Origin of the sequence: Brevibacillus aydinogluensis, assembly GCF_961514395.1 — a bacterium.
GTDB classification, from domain to species: domain Bacteria; phylum Bacillota; class Bacilli; order Brevibacillales; family Brevibacillaceae; genus Brevibacillus; species Brevibacillus aydinogluensis.
Genome location: NZ_OY569118.1, coordinates 3,488,629 through 3,508,458, shown reverse-complemented (window position 1 = coordinate 3,508,458; position 19,830 = coordinate 3,488,629). Strand labels below are relative to the sequence as shown.

Annotated in this window: 23 protein-coding genes; 12 read left to right on the top strand and 11 right to left on the bottom strand. The window is 54.9% G+C overall.

All coding sequences use genetic code 11. The features are described from left to right. Positions 1-4: 4 nt before the first annotated feature. The gene (gene motA, locus Q7F15_RS17380; protein WP_171565163.1) at positions 5-808 is read left to right on the top strand and encodes a flagellar motor stator protein MotA; all 804 of its coding nucleotides are present in this window, start codon (positions 5-7) and stop codon (positions 806-808) included. Continuing rightward, entirely contained in the window at positions 801-1,619 is an 819-nt protein-coding gene (gene motB / locus Q7F15_RS17375; protein WP_212132149.1) for a flagellar motor protein MotB, read from the top strand. The genes motA and motB overlap by 8 nt, the downstream gene beginning before the upstream one ends. A gap of 30 nt (positions 1,620-1,649) precedes the next feature. Here the strand turns inward: motB and Q7F15_RS17370 are convergent, their stop codons facing one another. Then, a complete protein-coding gene (locus Q7F15_RS17370) occupies positions 1,650-2,063 on the bottom strand; it encodes a winged helix-turn-helix transcriptional regulator (protein WP_171565160.1) in 414 nt (137 codons plus the stop codon). A 143-nt stretch (positions 2,064-2,206) separates the two neighbouring features. Between Q7F15_RS17370 and Q7F15_RS17365 the strand changes: the two genes are divergently transcribed. Together Q7F15_RS17365 and Q7F15_RS17360 are read left to right on the top strand one after the other, a co-directional pair. After that, on the top strand, positions 2,207-2,764 hold the full coding sequence (locus Q7F15_RS17365; protein ID WP_171565158.1) for a DJ-1/PfpI family protein: 558 nt from the start codon (positions 2,207-2,209) through the stop codon (positions 2,762-2,764). Between the two features lie 241 nt (positions 2,765-3,005). After that, the gene (locus Q7F15_RS17360; protein WP_171565156.1) at positions 3,006-3,206 is read left to right on the top strand and encodes a hypothetical protein; all 201 of its coding nucleotides are present in this window, start codon (positions 3,006-3,008) and stop codon (positions 3,204-3,206) included. An 863-nt stretch (positions 3,207-4,069) separates the two neighbouring features. Here the strand turns inward: Q7F15_RS17360 and Q7F15_RS17355 are convergent. Next, complete coding sequence (locus Q7F15_RS17355) at positions 4,070-4,726, bottom strand: hypothetical protein (protein WP_212132639.1); 657 nt, start codon at positions 4,724-4,726, stop codon at positions 4,070-4,072. Between the two features lie 169 nt (positions 4,727-4,895). Between Q7F15_RS17355 and istA the strand changes: the two genes are divergently transcribed. Both istA and istB read left to right on the top strand, forming a co-directional pair. Next, complete coding sequence (gene istA, locus Q7F15_RS17350) at positions 4,896-6,119, top strand: IS21 family transposase (protein WP_304414514.1); 1,224 nt, start codon at positions 4,896-4,898, stop codon at positions 6,117-6,119. Continuing rightward, entirely contained in the window at positions 6,116-6,883 is a 768-nt protein-coding gene (gene istB / locus Q7F15_RS17345; RefSeq protein WP_304414513.1) for an IS21-like element helper ATPase IstB, read from the top strand. Before istA ends, istB begins: the two co-directional genes overlap by 4 nt. A gap of 48 nt (positions 6,884-6,931) precedes the next feature. On the opposite strand, the gene Q7F15_RS17340 is transcribed toward istB, so the two are convergent. Next, positions 6,932-7,507, bottom strand: coding sequence for a C39 family peptidase (locus Q7F15_RS17340; protein WP_304414725.1), 576 nt, complete (start codon positions 7,505-7,507; stop codon positions 6,932-6,934). Positions 7,508-7,736: 229 nt separating this feature from the next. Beyond that, positions 7,737-8,207 carry a low molecular weight protein-tyrosine-phosphatase gene (locus Q7F15_RS17335; RefSeq protein WP_230077760.1) on the bottom strand — a complete coding sequence of 157 codons (471 nt, stop codon included), beginning with the start codon at positions 8,205-8,207 and terminating at the stop codon, positions 7,737-7,739. 97 nt (positions 8,208-8,304) lie between these two features. On the opposite strand from Q7F15_RS17335, the gene atoS reads away from it, so the two are divergent. The 3 genes from atoS to Q7F15_RS17320 all read left to right on the top strand — a co-directional run bounded on the left by atoS (position 8,305) and on the right by Q7F15_RS17320 (position 13,059). Then, entirely contained in the window at positions 8,305-10,158 is a 1,854-nt protein-coding gene (gene atoS, locus Q7F15_RS17330; protein WP_171565152.1) for a two-component system sensor histidine kinase AtoS, read from the top strand. Continuing rightward, positions 10,130-11,521 (top strand): sigma-54-dependent transcriptional regulator, encoded by a 1,392-nt coding sequence (locus Q7F15_RS17325; protein WP_171565151.1) that lies wholly within the window; start codon positions 10,130-10,132, stop codon positions 11,519-11,521. Before atoS ends, Q7F15_RS17325 begins: the two co-directional genes overlap by 29 nt. A gap of 212 nt (positions 11,522-11,733) precedes the next feature. Next, entirely contained in the window at positions 11,734-13,059 is a 1,326-nt protein-coding gene (locus Q7F15_RS17320; protein ID WP_212132642.1) for a short-chain fatty acid transporter, read from the top strand. Positions 13,060-13,162: 103 nt separating this feature from the next. Here Q7F15_RS17320 and Q7F15_RS17315 read toward each other — a convergent pair whose 3' ends face one another. The 5 genes from Q7F15_RS17315 to sspK form a co-directional block, all read right to left on the bottom strand. After that, a complete protein-coding gene (locus Q7F15_RS17315; RefSeq protein ID WP_171565149.1) occupies positions 13,163-14,506 on the bottom strand; it encodes a hemolysin family protein in 1,344 nt (447 codons plus the stop codon). Positions 14,507-14,705: 199 nt separating this feature from the next. Then, positions 14,706-15,824 carry a site-2 protease family protein gene (locus Q7F15_RS17310; protein ID WP_304414724.1) on the bottom strand — a complete coding sequence of 373 codons (1,119 nt, stop codon included), beginning with the start codon at positions 15,822-15,824 and terminating at the stop codon, positions 14,706-14,708. 117 nt (positions 15,825-15,941) lie between these two features. Next, a complete protein-coding gene (locus Q7F15_RS17305; RefSeq protein ID WP_171565147.1) occupies positions 15,942-16,241 on the bottom strand; it encodes an iron-sulfur cluster biosynthesis family protein in 300 nt (99 codons plus the stop codon). 89 nt (positions 16,242-16,330) lie between these two features. After that, a complete protein-coding gene (locus tag Q7F15_RS17300; protein WP_212132643.1) occupies positions 16,331-16,693 on the bottom strand; it encodes a DUF3905 domain-containing protein in 363 nt (120 codons plus the stop codon). Positions 16,694-16,735: 42 nt separating this feature from the next. Next, a complete protein-coding gene (gene sspK, locus Q7F15_RS17295) occupies positions 16,736-16,870 on the bottom strand; it encodes a small acid-soluble spore protein K (RefSeq protein WP_230077763.1) in 135 nt (44 codons plus the stop codon). A gap of 88 nt (positions 16,871-16,958) precedes the next feature. Here sspK and Q7F15_RS17290 point away from each other — a divergent pair, with 88 nt between their 5' ends. The 3 genes from Q7F15_RS17290 (at position 16,959) to Q7F15_RS17280 (ending at position 17,616) form a co-directional block, all read left to right on the top strand. Beyond that, a complete protein-coding gene (locus Q7F15_RS17290; RefSeq protein WP_171565145.1) occupies positions 16,959-17,231 on the top strand; it encodes a DUF3886 domain-containing protein in 273 nt (90 codons plus the stop codon). After that, on the top strand, positions 17,228-17,374 hold the full coding sequence (locus Q7F15_RS17285) for a hypothetical protein (protein WP_212132644.1): 147 nt from the start codon (positions 17,228-17,230) through the stop codon (positions 17,372-17,374). Before Q7F15_RS17290 ends, Q7F15_RS17285 begins: the two co-directional genes overlap by 4 nt. A gap of 62 nt (positions 17,375-17,436) precedes the next feature. Continuing rightward, positions 17,437-17,616 carry a hypothetical protein gene (locus Q7F15_RS17280; RefSeq protein ID WP_171565142.1) on the top strand — a complete coding sequence of 60 codons (180 nt, stop codon included), beginning with the start codon at positions 17,437-17,439 and terminating at the stop codon, positions 17,614-17,616. A 284-nt stretch (positions 17,617-17,900) separates the two neighbouring features. Here the strand turns inward: Q7F15_RS17280 and Q7F15_RS17275 are convergent, their stop codons facing one another. Both Q7F15_RS17275 and Q7F15_RS17270 read right to left on the bottom strand, forming a co-directional pair. Beyond that, positions 17,901-19,088, bottom strand: a complete 1,188-nt coding sequence (locus Q7F15_RS17275; protein WP_171565141.1) for an ABC transporter permease — start codon at positions 19,086-19,088, stop codon at positions 17,901-17,903. Then, positions 19,085-19,804 (bottom strand): ABC transporter ATP-binding protein, encoded by a 720-nt coding sequence (locus Q7F15_RS17270; RefSeq protein WP_171565140.1) that lies wholly within the window; start codon positions 19,802-19,804, stop codon positions 19,085-19,087. Before Q7F15_RS17270 ends, Q7F15_RS17275 begins: the two co-directional genes overlap by 4 nt. Between the last annotated feature and the right edge of the window lie 26 nt (positions 19,805-19,830).

The following is a 19,830-nucleotide window of genomic DNA, read 5'->3' as shown; positions in this document are numbered from 1 at the left end:
CACCATGGAAAAGTCGACCTGGATCGGTATTGTACTAGGCATCCTCGCAGTTGGTGTCGGAATGGTGCTGAAAAACGCCAGCCTGACATCGTTAATCAATCCGGCAGCATTTATGATTATCATCGTGGGTACGGCTGCCTCCGTGTTCAACGCGTTTCCCCTGTCGGAGATCAAACGGATACCGGCGCTGTTTCGCGTGCTGTTTACCGAACAAAAGCTGCCGTCCAAGCGGGAGTTGATCGACCAGTTCATGCACTGGGCATCCATTGCCCGCCGCGAAGGCCTGCTGGCGCTGGAAAACACCTCCGACGAGATTGAAGATCCGTTCCTGAGAAACGGCATGAAGATGATCATTGACGGTGGCGAACCGGAGTTTGTTCGCGACGTGCTCAATGAAGAAATTCATTCGATCGAGGAGCGCCATCAAGCGGGCGCGCAAATTTTTTCCCAGGCGGGCAGCTACGCCCCGACTCTCGGGGTATTGGGGGCGGTGGTCGGCCTGATTGCCGCGCTGACCAACATGAGCGACGTAGATGTGCTGGGGCAATCCATCGCGGCGGCGTTCGTCGCTACGCTGCTCGGTATTTTTACGGGTTACGTGCTGTGGCACCCGTTCTCCAACAAGCTGAAGCGCAAATCCAAACAGGAAATCGAAATTAAGAAAATCATGGTGGAGGGGCTGCTCTCCATTCAGGCGGGCGTATCCCCGGCGGCTATTGAGCAAAAGCTCCTGGTCTACATCCCGACCCAGGAACGCGTGGAGGCGAGGGATGTGAAGAAGGAGGAGGAGGCCGTGGTAAATGGCTAGACGACTCAAACGTCAGGTACGTCACGAAGAGCACATGGACGAAACCTGGCTGATTCCGTATGCAGACCTGCTGACGCTTTTGCTCGCGCTGTTCATTGTCCTGTTTGCGTCCAGCAAGCTGGATGCGCAAAAATTTGACCAACTGGTCCGCTCCTTCAACGTCGCACTAAACGGCGGGATCAGCGTACTGGATCAGCCGAGCCCGGTGCCGCTCGATCCCACCCTCCCCCAGCAGACGCTGCACAAGGGGCAGCAGGCCGAACGTAACAAGACGGAAGAAGAGCGAAAGCTGGAAGAGGCGTTTCACAAGGAAACGGAAGACCTGAAAAAGCTGCAGCAGCAGATGGAAGCGTACATTATCAGCAACAAGCTGGGAGACAAGCTGCAGACCCAAATGACCGAAGAAGGGCTCCTGATCACCATTCTGGACAACGCGCTGTTTGATTCCGGCAAGGCCGACCTTAAGCCGGAAGCGCGGAAGCTGGCGACGGAACTGGCAGCGATGCTGGTGCCTCACCCCAAAAAGGTGACCGTCACCGGACATACGGACAACGTCCCGATTCATCGCGCGGAGTTTCCTTCCAACTGGGATTTGAGCGTCAAACGGGCAGTCAACTTCCTAAAAGTCCTGCTGGAAAACAAACAGCTCGATCCGCGCAAGTTCAGCGCGACCGGCATGGGCGAGTACCATCCGGTGGCCAGCAACGATACACCGGAAGGACGGGCCAAAAACAGACGGGTGGAAGTGGCCATTTTGCGCGACCTGATGGCACCGCCGAAAAACAGTGTTCAGCCATCACCATCACCATAAGCAAAGGCAAAGGGATAGCGCGACAAGCGTCTATCCCTTTTTTGACACCTCTTCAGTTTCAGCTTCCGCTTCCGCAAGCCCCATCTCTTTTTTGATCGCAGCCATGCGTTTTTTCCCCCATTCGTACATCATCTGAATGATGGGCAGCAGGGTCATCCCCAGCTCCGTCATGGAATACTCCACACGCGGAGGCACTTCCGGGTAGACTTCCCGATGAACGATGCCGTCCTCGATTAGTTCTTTCAATTGGTTGGTCAGCATCTTGTGCGTAATTTTGGGGAACAGCCGCTGCAGTTCGCTGAAGCGGTGCGGCCCTTCTACCCCGAGATGCCACAGGATGACGATTTTCCACTTGCCGCTGATAATGGACAGCGTCAGTTCCTTCTCGCAGTTAAAGTCTCCGTTGCGGATCTTCTCCTGAATCTCCTTGCGAATGTCAGACATGTCCTTCTCCTCGTTTGCTTGAAATTCGTCAATAGTATCCTTTTTGTAACCATCGCACGAAAAAGTGCATGCTTTCGACGTATGGCATACGTGACTATAATATTGCTTGTCACATAAACACATTGTAAAGGAGTGGAGCCAGAATGTCGAAAAAAGTGCTGATCCTGACCGGTGACGCCGTCGAAGCACTGGAAGTGTACTACCCGTACTATCGATGCCTGGAGGAAGGATTTGAGGTAACGATCGCTTCCCCTACGGATAAAAAGGTGCTCCATACTGTCGTGCACGACTTTGAAGACTGGCAGACGTTTACGGAAAAACGGGGCTACCAGGTGGAAGCCCACGCTTCGTTTGAACAGATCAACCCGGAAGAATACGACGCGCTGATCATTCCGGGCGGGCGCGCTCCGGAACACATCCGGATGCACAAGGATTTTCCCCGCATCGCCCGTCATTTCTTCCAACAGGATAAGCCGATCATGATTCTGTGTCACGCCAGCGTGGCCTTGACGGTGATCGCTGACCAGATCAAGGGGCGTCAGATGACCGCCTACATTGCTTGCCGTCCGGAGGTGGAAGCAGCCGGGGCGACTTACGTGGAAACCCGCTTCCATGTGGACCGCAACCTGATCTCCGGCCATGCCTGGAACGATCTGCCGCAGTTGATGAAAGAGTTTATCAAACAGGTACAAGCTTCCTGATAGACACGCAGGAGAAAGGACAGCGTCAAAACACGCTGTCCTGTCCTTTTTTGTGATGAGCAGTACCACCTGAGTCTTGACCATCATCGCGGACTAATAGCAAGCTGACGTCGGTTTTCTGATGACCGCAAGTGTTTAACGGTATGACAAAATTGTAAATCCACTTACCAAGATATTTACAAATTATTGTAATATATATACAATTTGGAATGGAAAAATCCCAAAATAAGGAGGGAATGTTTTGAAAAAGACAGTTTCATTATCTGTGCTAACCTTAATAACGGTATTTTCTCTCACAGCACCAGTTGTTGTGAATGCTACCCCTGCAGTTTCTAAAGTAAGTACATCTCAGAAGAATGAACAACAAATAGAACAAAAATATTCTTACTTTTACAAGGGCATTAACTTTTCAGGTAATTCACCTCTTTCTGAAAAGTGGTAGAAGAATTCTATAAATTGCTACAAAAACATTCGGTAGAAGAAGATCAGGAAGGAATTAAAACAAATTCAAATAATGGAAAACGCAAAAGAACCATATTTCAAGTTTTTGTATTTTGCTTCCTTATTGGTAACGTTTAAGTCCCATGAATGGTTCGATTTCATAGTTCAAAATAGATTTATTAGTATAACAATAGCAGCAGCAATCCTGTATCTTGTGGTGAAAGTCGTCGACAAATACGTATCAGGTTGGTTGCAAAAGGTTTGCGAAAGATTCAATATAAGAGTTGTTTACTTGTATCTTGTTGCCCTCGTGATTTATTTTCTTCTGTAAAGGGCAGCACCGACTAGATACGGGTGTCGGACACTAAGGGACAATCGGCAAAAGCCCCTCACTTGGAGGGGCTCAGACTGAAGACAAACGGTTCATTGAATAAGCGTCCATAAGAAAATGATTTCCAGGCCGAAAGGCGTGCCCATTCATCAACCGAAACTGTAGACAACGTACATCGCATGGAGAGATGGGCCAAGCGAGCTCCTTTGACGACCGGCTCAGCGGAAAAACGAAGACGCGGGGACCAACAGGGGACACAAGTCTCACTTCATCGAAACACCCAGATGTTTGTCCCCTGCCCGCGTCTCGTTTTGGAGCGGACTTCATCCGCTTCTGTGCTGGGCGTCAAGCGAGCGAGCGGGCCCGATCTCCCATGCGCCGCGAACATTGTCTACACGCTGAGCCCCTCACTCAGAGGGGCTTTCGTTTGCCTGGATGTGGTCGAGCAGGCCGCGGCAGCCGACACAGCAAAATCGGGCGAAGTGACAGCACGGTTGGAAGAAGAGGCTGACGGGGAAAATGGTAACCCGAACTCATTCATACTGTTCGCCAGTGCCCTCTTGTTCGCTTGAGTTTACCCATATATCTTCCCATAAATCTTTTGTATTTGTGATTCGCTCTTTCATCTTCTTCAAGACCGTCTCCGGTGACAATTTTTTGTACGGTGATAAGTTCAATAGCTCGGCTGCCCGGCTGGTCAACCACACTTCCTCTTTATTCTTGTCGACGCTCAAAAAGATTCCGCCGCCCTGGAATTCAAAGTAACGAACATCATTGTCTTTTGAATCATTTTGTTGAATCGCCTTATACAATTTCATCAAGTCTTTACTGTAATTTTCACCCCCCATCTGAATCGGCTCCTTGCTGTCCGCAATTACGATACCTTTTGTCTCACCGTTGTCCTGCATAAACCACAGCCACTGGTCCGATGGCTGTAGAATATCTGACAGTTCCTTTCCCTCGTATGAAGCGATTTCTTCCGCAGTGAGTGTGAAGAAAATGGGGATCGAAAAGTTGGACAGTTTCAGATTGTCTATTGATGCTTGCGCTGACACGCTTTTTTCAAATTGTTTCTGAATACGTTGATAATCCTTCAACGCCTGCTGTTCCGGTTTGTCAGAGGCATAACCGATTGCAAAGAAGCCAATAGCGAGCAATACGATTACAGATGTGAAAAGGATTTTTCGCACATTTGTACCTCCTTATTTTAAATATTTCCAAACCTAAAAGGATCTAAAGTTGTATACTTGTCACCGCCGGGATATAATTGACCCAGGTTCGCCGGAATGAAAATGACCCACCCTTAGCGAATATATCCCCTTCGGATTTAACCGGCAAGTTAATTTCGGAGGGAGACACATGCTAAGGAGTGGGATAGTGATATCGTTACATACCATGAGGGCAGAAGGCAAGAGTATTCGTGAAATTGCCCGTCTAACTGGACATTCTCGAAATACAGTTCGCCGATATCTCCGGGGTGAATCCTCCCCCGAAAAGGGAACCCGTAAATCTCGTGGTTCCAAGCTTGATCCGTATAAACCGTTCCTGCAGGAACGTCTTCAAGAAGGTATCTATAACTGCGAGGTTTTATTCGATCTTCTACAAGAAAAGGGATACACCGGTGGACGCACCATCTTGAAAGACTATGTGAAGAACTTCCGTCCTCCCAAACACATTCCCGCTGTTCTTCGTTACGAGACGAAACCTGGTGAATATGCACAGGTCGACTGGGGACTGTGTGATTACGTAGATTTGGACGGCAACGTCCGGAAAGTGCCGGTATTTGTCATGGTATTGGGGTACTCTCGTGCTACGTATATCGAGTTTACAAAACGTTGTGACATCTACAGCTTTCTTCGTTGCTTGATTCATGCTTTTGAATATTTTGGAGGCATCCCAAAGGTAATGCTGACTGATCAGATGAAAACCGTCGTACTTGGTATGGGAGACGATCGAAAACCTCGCTGGCATCCGCTTTTTGCCGACTTTGCTGCAGCGATTGGGCTTGTTCCAAAAGTATGCAAAGTTCGACGCCCCGAAACAAAGGGAAAAGTGGAACGAGGCGTTCAATACGTAAAAAACAACTTTCTTCCTGGCAAACGCTTCGTTGATTTACAGGATCTCAATCAACAAGCCCTACACTGGTGCGAGCGGATTAACCGCCGTATTCATGGAACAACCGGCGAACGTCCCATCGACCGACTCCGTGAGGAAAATCTGTCGCCTATCCCTTCAGCTGAACGATGGGAAAAATACTTGCATGAACCAAGACAGGTCAGCCGAGACGGATTTGTTAGCTACGATGGTGTGCGATATGGAGTTCCATGGAGGTACAGTGGACGTGAGGTAACCGTTCGAGAAGTGAATGGGTGGGTGGAAATCTGGGCCGACGGCACATGTATTGCTCGACACCAAAAGGCCTATCGATCCCGCGCAACTGTTTTTTGTGAAAACCAGTATGCAGGTCTTTCGACCGCTCAAGGATATGCCTATCCGCGTCCGCAAGCCCGACAGATTTCATCGCAGCAAGTGGAAGTGCGTTCGCTGGATGTCTATGAGCAGCTAACAGGGGTGGGAGCATGATCGAACTGGAACAGGCACGGCTACGTCTCGAGGAACTTGGACTTCAGCAAGCGGCTCTACTCTTGGATGCTCACTTGGAAGCGGCAAGTCATGGACAGCCCACCTATCTGTCCTTTCTCAACACGCTCCTTGATGCCGAGATAGCGGAACGTCAAAAACGGAATATGGAGGTACGCACCAAACTTGCACACTTGCCTTACCGAAAAACGCTGGAGGATTTTGATTTTGCTTTCCAACCCAGCATTGACGAACGGTTGATTCGAGAGCTGGCCACGATGACTTTTGTAACCCGACACGAGAATGTCTTGTTCTTAGGGCCTCCCGGAGTAGGAAAAAGTCATCTGGCGGTGGCGTTGGCTGTAGAAGCCATCTCGCAAGGGATATCCGTTTACTTTGTCAGTCTCTCGCAACTCATCGAAGATCTGCGAAAAGCTTACACGGAAAACAGGCTGGATAAACGCATCCGTATCTATATTCGACCAAAGCTCCTCGTTATTGACGAGATTGGCTACTTACCGTTTGACAGTTTGGCAGCTAACCTCTTTTTCCAGGTAGTAAGTGCAAGATACGAGAAAGGGAGTATTCTGTTGACCAGCAACAAGAGTTTCGGTGAATGGGGGGAACTGATGGGCGATCCGATCCTTGCTACAGCTATTCTGGATCGACTCTTACACCATTCCCACATCGTCAACATTAGGGGGAATAGTTACCGCCTTCGTGAGAAGATGAGGACTGGAGCCTACGGCTCCCCCTCTACCACCTAACCAACAAAAAATCGCCGGGTGGGTCAATTCTAAACCGGCGATGGTGGGTCAAAATAAAGTCGGCGTTGACAATACTTGACCATACCATGTTTGAGAACTGCTACTTTTAAAAGATTTGTAAGACTTAACAAAATGATCTCCATACCATGGATCCATGTAAGTGATATAATCAGTTGATCCCTCGTCATACCCATCGATATTCACATAGTGTCCACCGCCACTTGTCCATTGAATTAGTGCCATGACAGGATTGTCATTGCTATAGATATTGGAGATCAGGCTAGAAAAAGACATTGGAGATTCGGATACACTTGAATTTACCCCGTAGGCATTGAGCCCTCTTTTCACTTCGTACATCGTTGCAGGCAGATTTAGAGTAGCTCCTTTCACCTTATTCACGAAACTTGTTTGGCTGATACTTTTTCCATAATATTTTAAGACAGACACTGAAGTTCCAGCCCAACACCATTGATCTTTTTCTTGTTTTATATTCGGTACATCCAATGAATATGTAGAAGGATAAGCATTTGCCGTTTTTGCAAGAATTATCAATCCAGCAACTATAGATATAGATAATAATTTTTTACCCGACAGTGCAAAATTATAAGATTTTCTCTTGAACATATTCTACCTCCTAACAACACACTTTCGTCCGCATATTAACAAAAATGGTATATAATTACAATACTTTTATTTTCAAAATACAAGTCTAATTAGATCAGGGATGTATTGTGCAAACAATCATTAAAAGCCTGGAATTGACCACCTTTTGAATCCCATTCACCAGTTAGGACGGATAAAAATGGAAATTGTTTCTGTACGTGCAACTAACCCGTATAAAGGCAAAAGCCCCTCACTCAGAGGGGCTTTCGTTTGCCTGGATGTGGTCGAGCAGGCCGCGGCAGCCTGCCTCCACCAGCTGGTAGACGTAGTCGAACCGGCCGGTGTAATACGGGTCTTCCACGTCGCTCTCCGGCAGGTGCGGCGCGAAGTCCATCAGACGGTAAACAGCTTTGCCGGGCGGGGCCATGCGCTTCAGCGCGGACAGGTTTTCCTCGTCCATGCAGACGATATAGTCAAATTCAGTAAAATCTGCTGGCGTGATCTGACGGGCCCGCAGGGTGTCATGCGGGATGCCCTTTTCACTCAGGACTTTGCGTGTGCCGGCGTGCGGCGGCTCACCGGCATGCCAACCGCCGATGCCTGCCGAATCGATGGCGATTTGCTCCGCCAGCCCTTTCTCCTCCACCAGCCGGCGGAAGACGGCTTCCGCCATCGGCGAACGGCAGATGTTGCCGAGACAGACAAACAAGACTCGAATCATGGACAAACTCCTTTCGCGCATCTCAATCTCCGATACAGTTGTTATGATAGAATAGGATCACACCAAAGGCAAAAGCAAAAAGGGACGTGATTGATGCGTGAAAGCATACCTGTACCGGATCCGCTTTGTCGCCTCCGTCATCGCCGTGACCGTGCTGCCGATTCTCGTTACCGGTGCGGTGCTGCTGAGAGCGGCCGAGCAGGCGCTGCTGGAGGAGAAAAAGCAAAAACTGATCGCGGTAACGGAACAGCTCGACTACGTATTGTCGAAAGATTTTGACGCCGTGCTCCGGGAACGAGGGATGCTGACGGCGCCGCGGGAGCAGCAGATCGAAGCGTTAAACCGGGCGCTGGCACCCCTGACGGACCGCCTCGCCGCTGCACATCCGGGGGTCGGGGTCGGCTATTACGCGGCGGGCCTGGATGCGATCGTGACGTACGGTCCCAGCGAGGAGACGGGTCGTTACGTGGGCGAGCCGATCCCTCCCGACCACCCCGGGCGGCGGGTACTGCGCGACGGCGTCATCGAGGTGGCGGTCGGCCAACAGGTGCGGGGAAACATCATGAACGCGATGCTTCCCCTGATCCGTGACGGCCGGATCATCGGATACGCCTGGGCCAACGAACTGATGAGCAGCATCGACGTGCAGCTGGCAGGCATGCGGAGGAGCATCTACGCCATTCTGGGGATCGGCTGCGTGGTGGCGGCTGCGGCCAGCGGCCTGCTCATGCACCGTCTGGAAACGATTCTGGCCGAGATCAAGGCGGGATTGAGGCGGCTGCGGTTTGACCTGTCCTTTCGCATGAAACGGCTGGACGGAGAGCCGGGGGAGATTTCTGACGCGATCAACAAGCTGGCCAGTGACCTGCAGGCGAGCCGCAGCCATACGGAGACGATCGTGCAGAGCATGGACAGCGGCATCGTCGCCCTGGACCATTGCGGACGGATCACGGCCTGGAACGGTGCCGCAGCCCGGATGACGGGACTGGCAGTAGAGCAGGCGGTGGGGCAGACCTATACGGACATCTTTGCCGAGGAAGAGGTGCTGGTGGCTGCGCTGACCGATGCCCTGCATCACGGTCGGACGGTCCGGGACGCGGAGTGGCGGCCCGCCCGCAGCGGGCAGGGAGCACAGGTTGTCAACGTCACCACCTCCATCTGGCGGAGCCCGGCCGGAGAGATGCTGGGAGCCATCGCACTGCTGGACGACCGGACGGAGTGGAAGCGGATGGAGGCCAAACTGGCGCAGGCGAAACGTCTGGCCGTGGTGGGGGAGCTGGCCGCCAGCATCGCCCACGAGGTGCGCAATCCGCTGACCTCGATCAAGGCGTTTGCGCAAATCCTCGAGGAAGAATGGCCGCCCGGACACGACAACCGCGAGTACACCGGTATCATCGTGGAAGAAGTGGAACGGCTGAACCGATTTGCCGACGAACTGCTGCTGTTCGCCCGCCCCAATGAAGAGCGGCACGTCCCCTCGTCCGTGTGCGACGTGCTGGACCAGACGTTGGCGCTGGTGGAGCCGGGCATGGCCAAGCAGGGCATCTCGGTACAAAAGTCGTACGCCGCTTCGCTGCCGGCTGTATTGGCCTCGCCCGAACTGTTGAAACAAGTGTTTCTCAACATATTGATCAACGCACAACAGGCGATGCCAAACGGCGGCAGCCTCAGGGTGGAGGCGGAGGGAGACGAGCGGGAGGCGCGCATTCACGTAACCAACGACGGCCCGCCCATCGCCGAAGAACACCTGCTGTCCGTGTTTGAGCCGTTTTTTACCACCAAACCGGCCGGGACGGGGCTGGGGTTGGCGATCTCCCAACGAATCGTCCAGGCGTTCGGGGGACAGATCAGCGCAGGCAACGTGCCGGGAGGCGTCCGGTTTACTGTGATGCTGCCGGGGACCGACAGAAAGGAGGAAGAGAATGAAAAAACGGGTGCTGCTGGTGGATGACGAGGCCAATGTGCGAAAGGCGCTGACGACGGCGCTGCGCAGAGCGGGGTACGAGACGAGAGAAGCGTCTGGCGGAGCGGAAGCGCTGGAACTGGTGCGCAGCTTTCAGCCCGAGGTGATGCTCCTGGATCTGCGGATGCCGGAGCCGGATGGCATGGAGACGCTGAGGCGGCTGCAGCAGGTGGATGGGCCGCGTCCCAGCGTGGTGATGATGACCGCCTACGGGTCAGCCGCAGACGTGATGGAAGCGATGAAGCTGGGAGCGTTTGACTACGTGCAAAAGCCATTTGACGTGGCCCGGATCAAGCAGGTGGTGGCCAGGGCGATGCATCAGCGCGAGCCGAACGAATCGGCAGGGGTGGCCAGGAGGCAGACAGAGGAACGGACGGACCAACCGGGGCTGGTGGGATTGAGTCCGGCGATGCAGGAGGTGTACAAGCTGGTCGGGCGGGTCAGCACGACCAAAGCAACAGTGCTGATCCAGGGAGAGAGCGGAACGGGCAAGGAGCTGATCGCCAGGGCGATACACGCCAACAGCCCACGCGCGGCCAAGCCGCTGATTCCCGTCAACTGCGGCGCCATCCCGGAAACCCTGCTGGAAAGCGAACTGTTCGGGTACGAACGGGGCGCGTTTACGGGAGCGGCCGGCCGCAAACCGGGGCTGTTTGAGCTGGCGGACGGCGGTACGCTGTTTCTCGACGAGGTGGGCGAACTGAGCATGCCGCTGCAGGTCAAGCTGCTGCGCGTGCTGCAGGATCGGACGCTGGTTCGGCTGGGCGGCGTGGAACCCGTGCCGGTCGACGTCCGGATCATCGCGGCCACCAACCGGGACCTGCGGGAGCTGATTCGGCGGGGGCGGTTTCGCGAAGACCTGTACTACCGGCTGAATGTTGTTCCCATTCACATGCCGTCGCTGCGGGAACGCAAGGAAGACATCCCGCTGTTGGTGCAGCATTTTCTCGCCAAATACGGTCGGGAACTGGGCAAGGAGGGCTGTTATCTCTCGCCCGCTGCGCTGGACGTCCTGATGGCGTATGACTGGCCGGGCAACGTCCGCCAACTGGAGAACACCATCGAACGCGCACTGGTGCTGGCCGCCGGCTCGGCCATCTTGCCGGAGCACGTGGAGGTGCACCCGATGGAAAACGAACCGGTCGGCGCAGCAGACGGGCTTACCGCGATCCGCATCGAGAATCGGACGATGCGGGACATCATTTCAGAGGTGGAGCGGGAAGCGATCGTCCGCGCGCTGCGCAAAGAGCGGGGCAACCGGCTGCGGACGGCCAAACGGCTGGGCATCTCCCGTCGCGCGCTCCTGTACAAGCTGGAAGCGTATGGGCTGGACGGTCAGGAGTGGGAGTAGAGCGCCGACCGCATGCACACGGGCTGCACCGTTACAAACACGAACTGTGCAAACTGGAGTCAATGTGTGCAAAAAGTAGTCAATGATGCGCAAGCATCGTTATGAAAGCGCATACATTTTTGCGGCTCCTGTCCTCCCTGACGATTGGCATGTCTTTTGCTACTTCCAAAAATGAAAGGCAGCCAATTCTTTTGAAAAGGGGGAAACGTCACGTGTTTCAAGCCTTGACCAACGCGTCGGTCCGATTGGTGCAGCGCTACCTGCCCGACGCCTTCATCTTCGCCATCATCCTTACATTCGTCGTGTTTTTTGCCGGGATGGCTGTCAACGGAAAGTCGCCGCTGGAGATGGTAACGTACTGGGGAGACGGCTTCTGGGGACTGCTCAGCTTCACCATGCAGATGGTGCTGATTCTTGTCACCGGTCATACCTTGGCCAGCACGGACCTGTGCAAGCGGGGATTGCGCGCGGTCGCTTCCTCGGTCAAAACACCGGGGCAGGCAATCGTTCTGACCAGCCTGATCTCCTGTTTGGCGGCGTGGATCAACTGGGGATTCGGGATCGTCATCAGCGCTCTGCTGGCCCGGGAAATCGCCCGGCGGGTGGAAAACGTGGATTACCGTCTGCTCATCGCCAGCGCGTATGGCGGTTTTGTCGTCTGGCACGGCGGACTGTCCGGCTCCGTCCCGTTGACGGTGGCCACGGAGAACCACAGCCTGCAGGACGTCATCGGCGTGATTCCCACGTCGGAAACGCTCTTTTCGCCGATGAACCTGACGATCGTCATCGCGATCATGATCGCCCTGCCGCTGATCAACCGGATGATGATGCCGGCGAAAGAGGATACGGTGGTGTACAAAGGGCCGGGCATCGATCATGAGGAGACGGCAGCCGCGTCTGATGCGACAGCAATGGACAGCCCCGCCGCCAGGCTGGAGAACAGCCGCATCGTGTCCATGCTCGTCTCCGCGTTGGGTCTGATCTTCCTGATTGCCTACTTTGTGAAAAACGGCTTCAAACTCAACCTGGACATCGTCAACTTCGGATTTTTGTTCCTCGGCATATTGCTGCACGGCACACCGCGCAAGTTTCTCGACGCCATGAACGAAGCGGTCAAGGCGACCGCCGGGATCGTTGTGCAATTTCCGTTTTACGCCGGCATCATTGGGATGATGACCGGATCGGGGCTGGCCGCCAGCATCTCCCAGTGGTTCATCAGCATCTCCACGCCAGCCACTTTCCCGCTGTTTACCTTCTGGAGCGCGGGTCTGCTCAACGTGTTTATCCCCTCCGGAGGCGGTCAGTGGGCAGTGCAGGGGCCGATCATGATGCCGGTCGCCACGGAACTGGGCGTTTCCCATGCCAAAGTGGCGATGGCGATCGCCTGGGGAGATGCCTGGACGAACCTGATCCAGCCGTTCTGGGCGCTGCCGGTACTGGCCCTGGCGGGGCTGGGGGCGCGGGACATCATGGGGTACTGCCTGATGATGCTGTTCGTCACCGGCGCGATTATCAGCCTGGGGTTCCTGCTGTTTTAGCATCCCGCGACACATACACGCTATCCATCCGGTCGAATACGTCTGTCCCCATGAAAAAGCCGGCATCTGTCACATGCAGATGCCGGCTTTCGGTCGTATGCTGTTACACTGCGGTCAATGGCGATTCTTGTTGGTCTGCTTCGGGGGGAACCAACTGTGTGATGGCGATCCGCGTCACGCGGTGATTGTCCATGTCGGTCACCGTAAACAGGTGGTTTTCCCACTCGACGGAAGCGCCGACGGCAATCTCCTCTTCAAGCTGACTGTACAGCCAGCCGCCAATGGTATCGACGTCATCGGACACCAGTTCAAAGGGCAGGTGATCGTTTAGATCAGCCAACAGGGTTTTTCCCGCGACGGACAGGCCTTCCGGCGTTTTTTCGATGTCGGGACGTTCATCCGTGTCAAACTCGTCCTGAATGTCGCCGACAATCTCTTCCAGGATGTCTTCCATGGTGACCAGACCCGCCGTCCCGCCGTATTCGTCGATGACGATTGCCAACTGCGAGCGTCTTTTCTGCATCAGCCGCAGCACATGGCTGATCTCCATCGATTCCGGCACGGTCAGCACGGGGCGGAGGTAATTCTCCAGCCGCACGTCCTTGTTTTCCAGGGCGGCCAGGTAAAAGTCGGTCGCGTGGACAAACCCGATGATGTTGTCCTTATCTTCGTTCGCCACCGGAAAGCGCGTGTGGCGCTCCGTGCGAATAATTTCAAGGTTTTCCTCAAACGTGTTGGAGGTATACAGGCAAACCATGTCGATGCGCGGGATCATGACTTCCCGGGCCAGGGTTTCGGAAAAGTCAAACACGTGCTCCACGAGCGAAAGTTCGGTCTGGTCGATGTGGCCGCTTTGATGGCTCTGCGTGACCAGCAGGCGAATCTCCTCTTCCGTGTGGGCCGCTTCGTGTTCGGACACCGGTTCCAGTCCGGCCCACTTCAGCAGCCGGTTGGCCGTTCCGTTCAGCACCCAGATGGCCGGGTACATTATCTTGTAAAACAGCATCAACGGTGCTGCCACCCACAGCGAGGTCGCTTCCGCTTTCTGAATGGCCAGCGATTTCGGCGCCAGTTCGCCCAATACGATGTGCAGGAACGTGATGAAGGCAAAGGCCACGCCGAACGAAATCGCGGAAATGACGTAGTCGGGCAGTGCGAAGTTGTGCAGCAGCGGCTCGACAATCATGTGTGCAATGGCCGGTTCCCCGACCCAGCCCAGTCCAAGCGAGGCCAGCGTAATTCCCACCTGGCAGGCGGACAGGTAGGCGTCCAGCTGTTGCGTCACTTTTTGCGCGAAGCCGGCCCGTTTGTGTCCTTCATTGACCAGTTGGGTCAAACGCGTCTGGCGCACTTTGACGAGGGCAAATTCAGCCGCAACGAAAAAACCGTTCAGAAAGACGAGAAAAGCGACAAGCAAAAGGTTCAGCACTAGCGGAATACTCTCCAAGTAAACAGTCATCCTCTCTGGAATATTTTGATGTATACTTTTATGTTACAAAATTGGAACCCTGATGCACAAAGCCGAAAAACCGTCATTCCGCCCCCTGGGGACCCGCTGTCCGGAAAAAACAGCGGTAAGGTGGCCGTCTCACCCGTTTTTGCTCCCGCAACCGACCGCAGAGGCCTGTACGGAAAAAAGCAGCTTGTCAGCGCACGCCCAGCAGGTGCTGGCCGTAGACGAAAAAGGCGGAGAGTACGCCGGCCAGGGCGAGATAGGCGACCAGCACTTTCCACTTGGTGGAGGCAGGTGCCTCGTAATACGTGGTCAGACGGTGCAGCTGCTCCTCCACCCGGGCCAGCTGTTGGCGGGTGGTCTGTTCTGCTTCGGTGAGCAGCGGAGAGGGAGCGGGACGGGACGGATCACCGTCTACAAACAGCACCGGTTCGTGCTCCCACTTCCGGAACAATTCCCAGATCCGCTCCGCATACTCTTTGTCCATGGCGATGCGTTCGCGGACAAAACGTTTGTCATCCTGCAAAAACGGGATAGCGAACCCTTTGGGAACCGGGATGGCAAAAGCCTTCTGTTTTTCGGCGCTGAGCCGTTCCCGGGTCTCAATCGACGAGTCGAGCTGCGGCCAGTGGGCAATCTCCTGCAGTACGCCTTCCAGCTTTTCCTTTTCATAACGCAGCACGCGCTGCCGGTACCCTTCCCGCGCACGGCTCCACCAGGTCATCGCTCCGAAGATAAAAATGATGACGATCATCGGGCTGGGGCTGACAAACATCATGAACCCCAGCGCCAGCAGGCCGATCAACCAGATTTTGGTGGACAGCACAGAGACGACCCGTCCGCCGTCCAGCGGCGATACGGGCAGCAGGTTAAACAGGTTGAGCAACGCACCGAGATAGATGACCAGCACCCAGAACGGATCATGCGTCCACCAATAAAGGGGAAGGGCAGGCAAAAAGGCAAGCATGCCAGCCAGCGGTCCGCCGTATGCCAAATACGCTTCAGTGGCGGCGTCACGCGGCTGGTCCTTTATCGCAATAAACGCGCCGGCAAAGGGAATGAACACCGCAGGCGATACCTTGATCCCCTTGCGTTTGGCAGCGATGACGTGCCCCATTTCATGGACAAATATCAAATAGACGAGAGCCGCTGCGAATTTCCACCCGTACATCCAGGCGTACACCCACAGGCTGATGAGCATCGACAGCAGCGTCGTGCCGAACTTTGAAAATTTTAACAGTCCTACAACCCATTTCAGTTTGGTCAGCAGAAAAACGCCAAGGATTACCAGAGCTGACCTGGTTTTGTTCATGCCAGTTCCTCCCGAACGGTAATGCTAGACTCTATTCGGTATACGTACAACGGCGGGAAAAGTTTCCCGGCAAGGGGGCGGCTGATCTCGGGCCCGGTCGGGCGGCTGCTGAAGTGTCTATGTGTCCAGCCGCGGATTGTGAAAGGTAAAGCCGTATTCCCCGTACAAGGCGTTGTAGCGCAGTTCGGCGCCGTCAAAGTACCAGAAGTCGTTCGGGCGAATGACAAAGCGCATACCCTCCACCTCAAAGATTGCGTCGCCCGGCTGCTCCTCGTCTTTTTCAATCGCATAAAACAGGCCGCCGGTGCCGGGACCGCCCGTGCGGACGTACAAGCGCAGCGTGTCGCCGGGGCGGAATCCAGCGTATCGCTGGTAGGCCTGGGCAAACGCCGGTTCGATGGTCACGTGGATGCTCATGATGGAACTCCTCTCTCACAGATCATGTCCATCTATTGTACCATATACGGGAAAAAGCGCCGCTGATGGCACAGCGGCGCATGTTCTCGTCAATCCTTGCCCATGCTGACGTCGTGAGTCGGGTGCATGAACGGCACTCCTTTGGGCGGCTTGTCTTCCAGCAGCTCCTTGTTTTCCGTCGTATTCCAGCCGATGTCATTGGTCGGGTGAACCCATTTGTCGCCGGCCATGACGAACGGGTCTGTCTCTGTGCTCCACTGGTTGAGCGGCGATTCGGGTGAATTGTAAAAGCTGTCGCCGATCACGACGCCGTGTTCGTTGACGAACGGTTTTTGCATGGAGCGGGTCGAGTTTTTAAAATCAGGTGCGTTAATCTGATGGGGAAGCGTGCCATCGATCGAGACGTCTTTATTCACTTCCGTCTTTTGTTCCGTCTTTTGCTTGCGGTCCATCGTGAGCATCTCCTCCGGGCGAAGGTTTTGCGCCTGTTGCTCTTACCGGTTTTCTTTTAGCCGCTCTTGTGGTTCACTATTGATGGAGCCGTCAGAGCGGATCGCTTCGGACTGGGCTTTCGGCCTGCTGATTCCGGGGGACTTGCCGAAATCTTTTTCCTTATTGCGTACCATCATCTGCCCTCCTCTTGTGTCGCTTGGTGTTAGTATGACCGGAAGCAGCAGTAATGATGAACAAGCAAACGGTGAAAGGAGAGAATGGACCATGGCGAAGAAACAGCGGCGCCAACCGCAGCGGCCGACGGCACAACCGGCTGCCGCGGAGGTGAAAACGGGTCTGAACCTGAAAGAGATGCTGAGCCAGGAAGCGTTAGACAAGCTGAAAATGCTGGAGCGGGAGGTAAAAGCGGCCCGCGAGCGGGAAGAACAGGAAGCAGCGGAGCGCAGACGGCGGGAGCAGGAAGAGCGGGAGCGCAACAAGAGCTTTGCCGAACTGCTGGAAGAGTATGAGAAAAAAGGCGGAGGCAAGTACAATTGACGGCGGGCGCGGACGGACGGAGGCAGCGGCCGGACACGTCGAAAAACGGCCTGATGAAAAAGCGGCAGCTCACACTCAAGGATGAATCACTCAAGGAGCGGGGACGCGAAATCTTGTCCCGACTGGGGAAAAAGGACAGATAGGCGTACAGGGATTTTTTCCCCGCCTTTCCCATATAGCTATAAGAAGGGAAGGGGGGAGCCCCATGGGGACAATCCTGCTGTTTGTCAGCATCTTCTGCGTGGCGGTAGGCACTTGGCGGCTGATCGGCATATACAAGGAGGGCAAGCCCGAAAGCAAATGGCTCTGGTGGACGGTGGCCAGCGTGGGGATAACGCTCTTTTTTCTCCTGAAACTGGTCACGGACACTCCGGCGCTCTATTGAAAAAGCACCTGCAAGCGCTATGGTCAAACTCCCATAGATGCAGACATGAAGAAACGCCCTGCCGTTGGGCAGCAAGCTGACGCCTGTACGCTGCAGGCGTTTGCTTTTTTGTTGAGCTGAAGACGTTCTTCGTGCGGCGGCGAGACATGCTGATCTGATCAGTCTGCAATATGGAGTGCACTTCAGCGCTTACAGGTGCTTTTTTTGCGTTCGATTCGGGATATGTCCATCAGGCAGGCGGACGCTTCCGTGCGGTTGGGCGAAAGTGCCCCGCGAAGGCGTCGTTATTCGTATCGCAGCGCCTCGATCGGGTCCAGCTTGGCGGCCTTGTTGGCCGGGTAGAGGCCAAAGAAGATGCCGATCGCGCTGGAAAAGGCAAAGGCGATCAACACGCTGTTCCAGGACATGAGCGGCGGCAGTTTGGCAAAGTAGGAAATCAGCGCGGCGGTGCCAAGACCGAACAGGACGCCGATCAGCCCGCCAATCAGGCAGACGATCACCGACTCGATCAGAAACTGGACGAGAATGTCACTTCGTCGCGCTCCCAGCGCTTTGCGAATGCCAATCTCGCGGGTCCGCTCGGTGACGGAGACGAGCATGATGTTCATGACGCCCACGCCGCCGACGACCAGCGAAATGCCCGCGATCACGCTGAACACCGTCGTCAGTATGCCGGTCACCTGGTTGAACTGGCTGACCTGCTGCTGCATGCTCACGGCCCGGTAGTGGCTTTCTTTCTGGTGCTTGCGGCTCAGGTACTGGATCGCCTGCTGCATGGCGGCATTGACCGACTCCTTGTCGGTGGCCTTGCCGATCAGGTAGCTGACCCATGGCTCTTCGTAGCGGCTCTGGTCAAACCGGATGGGCAGGTAGGCGCTGTAGGACTGCTCCACGTCAAAGCGAAACTTGTCTTCCTTGAACGTGCCGATCACCACCAGCGAGGTGCTGCCCATGCGGACGCGCTGGCCCAACGGGTTCATCTGGCCGAACAGCTTCTGTGCCAGTTCTTCCTCCAGAACGATCACCGCCCGCAGTTCCTTGTCATCGGCGGCGCTGAAAAAACGTCCTTTGGACACTTTAATGGTCGGCTGCACCTTGGGAAAATCGGCCGTCGTGGCATACAGGTTGACGCGCTCTTCCTTTTTTGGTCCCTTGAGCATTGCCATGGATTGGTTCATCGGCACGATGTGTTCGATGTTGGGACTGATTTTGCTCAGCACGTCGGCGTCCTCTACCGTAAGGTCTTCCGGCGCATGCTCTTGCTTGCTGTTGTAATCAACAAAGACGTTGAACGAGTTTTGACCGAATTTCTCCATCTCGCTGATGATGGCTTTCTGTCCGCCTTCCCCCAGGGCGGTGACGGCGATCACTGAAGTAATCCCGATCACGATCCCCAGCATAGTCAAGCCGGAGCGCATCTTGTTTGCCCAAATGCCTTCCAGGGCGGTGCGAAAACTTTCCCAGACGTTCATGTCGTGATCACCTCGTCGGACGGAACGGCAATCAGCCGGTTTTCCACCCGTTCGTCGCGGATGATGACGCCGTCCTTGAATGTGACGATGCGTTCCGCGTGCTGGGCGATGTCCGGCTCGTGCGTAACCAGGATGATGGTGACGCCCTGGCTGTGCAGTTCCTGAAACATGGCCATGATTTCGGTGCCGGAGCGGCTGTCCAGGTTGCCGGTCGGCTCGTCAGCCAACAGGATGGACGGCCGATTTACCAGCGCGCGGGCAATGGCCACGCGCTGCCGCTGCCCCCCGGAGAGCTGTGTCGGCTTGTGGTGGACGCGTTCAGCCAGTCCGACCCGCTCCAGCGCTTCCAGTGCCCGTTTTCGCCGTTCCGACCGTCCTACACCGGCGTACATCATCGGCAGTTCCACGTTGTGCAGCGCCGTGGAACGGGGCAGGAGATTAAAGGATTGAAAGACGAAGCCGATTTTTTGATTGCGCACCTGCGCGAGCTGCTTGTCGGACAGTTTGCTGACTTCAATCCCGTCCAGCGTGTAGGTGCCGGAATCAGGTCTGTCGAGGCAGCCGAGCATGTTCATGAATGTCGATTTGCCGGAGCCGGACGGCCCCATGATGGCGACGAATTCCCCTTTTTCCACGGTGAGCGAGACACCTTTCAGGATGGGCAGTACCGACTCGCCCGTCTTGTACGATTTTGTCAGGCCTTCGACGTGCAGCATCGGTCGACCTCCTTTCTTCCGAACAG

Excerpts from the sequence above, each read along its gene's own strand:
- motA (WP_171565163.1), top strand. The coding sequence starts at position 5 with ATGGAAAAGTCGACCTGGATCGGTATTGTACTAGGCATCCTCGCAGTT.
- motB (WP_212132149.1), top strand. The coding sequence starts at position 801 with ATGGCTAGACGACTCAAACGTCAGGTACGTCACGAAGAGCACATGGAC.
- Q7F15_RS17370 (WP_171565160.1), bottom strand. The coding sequence starts at position 2,063 with ATGTCTGACATTCGCAAGGAGATTCAGGAGAAGATCCGCAACGGAGAC.
- Q7F15_RS17365 (WP_171565158.1), top strand. The coding sequence starts at position 2,207 with ATGTCGAAAAAAGTGCTGATCCTGACCGGTGACGCCGTCGAAGCACTG.
- istA (WP_304414514.1), top strand. The coding sequence starts at position 4,896 with ATGCTAAGGAGTGGGATAGTGATATCGTTACATACCATGAGGGCAGAA.
- istB (WP_304414513.1), top strand. The coding sequence starts at position 6,116 with ATGATCGAACTGGAACAGGCACGGCTACGTCTCGAGGAACTTGGACTT.
- Q7F15_RS17340 (WP_304414725.1), bottom strand. The coding sequence starts at position 7,507 with ATGTTCAAGAGAAAATCTTATAATTTTGCACTGTCGGGTAAAAAATTA.
- Q7F15_RS17335 (WP_230077760.1), bottom strand. The coding sequence starts at position 8,207 with ATGATTCGAGTCTTGTTTGTCTGTCTCGGCAACATCTGCCGTTCGCCG.
- Q7F15_RS17325 (WP_171565151.1), top strand. The coding sequence starts at position 10,130 with ATGAAAAAACGGGTGCTGCTGGTGGATGACGAGGCCAATGTGCGAAAG.
- Q7F15_RS17310 (WP_304414724.1), bottom strand. The coding sequence starts at position 15,824 with ATGAACAAAACCAGGTCAGCTCTGGTAATCCTTGGCGTTTTTCTGCTG.
- Q7F15_RS17305 (WP_171565147.1), bottom strand. The coding sequence starts at position 16,241 with ATGAGCATCCACGTGACCATCGAACCGGCGTTTGCCCAGGCCTACCAG.
- Q7F15_RS17300 (WP_212132643.1), bottom strand. The coding sequence starts at position 16,693 with ATGGACCGCAAGCAAAAGACGGAACAAAAGACGGAAGTGAATAAAGAC.
- sspK (WP_230077763.1), bottom strand. The coding sequence starts at position 16,870 with ATGATGGTACGCAATAAGGAAAAAGATTTCGGCAAGTCCCCCGGAATC.
- Q7F15_RS17290 (WP_171565145.1), top strand. The coding sequence starts at position 16,959 with ATGGCGAAGAAACAGCGGCGCCAACCGCAGCGGCCGACGGCACAACCG.
- Q7F15_RS17280 (WP_171565142.1), top strand. The coding sequence starts at position 17,437 with ATGGGGACAATCCTGCTGTTTGTCAGCATCTTCTGCGTGGCGGTAGGC.
- Q7F15_RS17275 (WP_171565141.1), bottom strand. The coding sequence starts at position 19,088 with ATGAACGTCTGGGAAAGTTTTCGCACCGCCCTGGAAGGCATTTGGGCA.
- Q7F15_RS17270 (WP_171565140.1), bottom strand. The coding sequence starts at position 19,804 with ATGCTGCACGTCGAAGGCCTGACAAAATCGTACAAGACGGGCGAGTCG.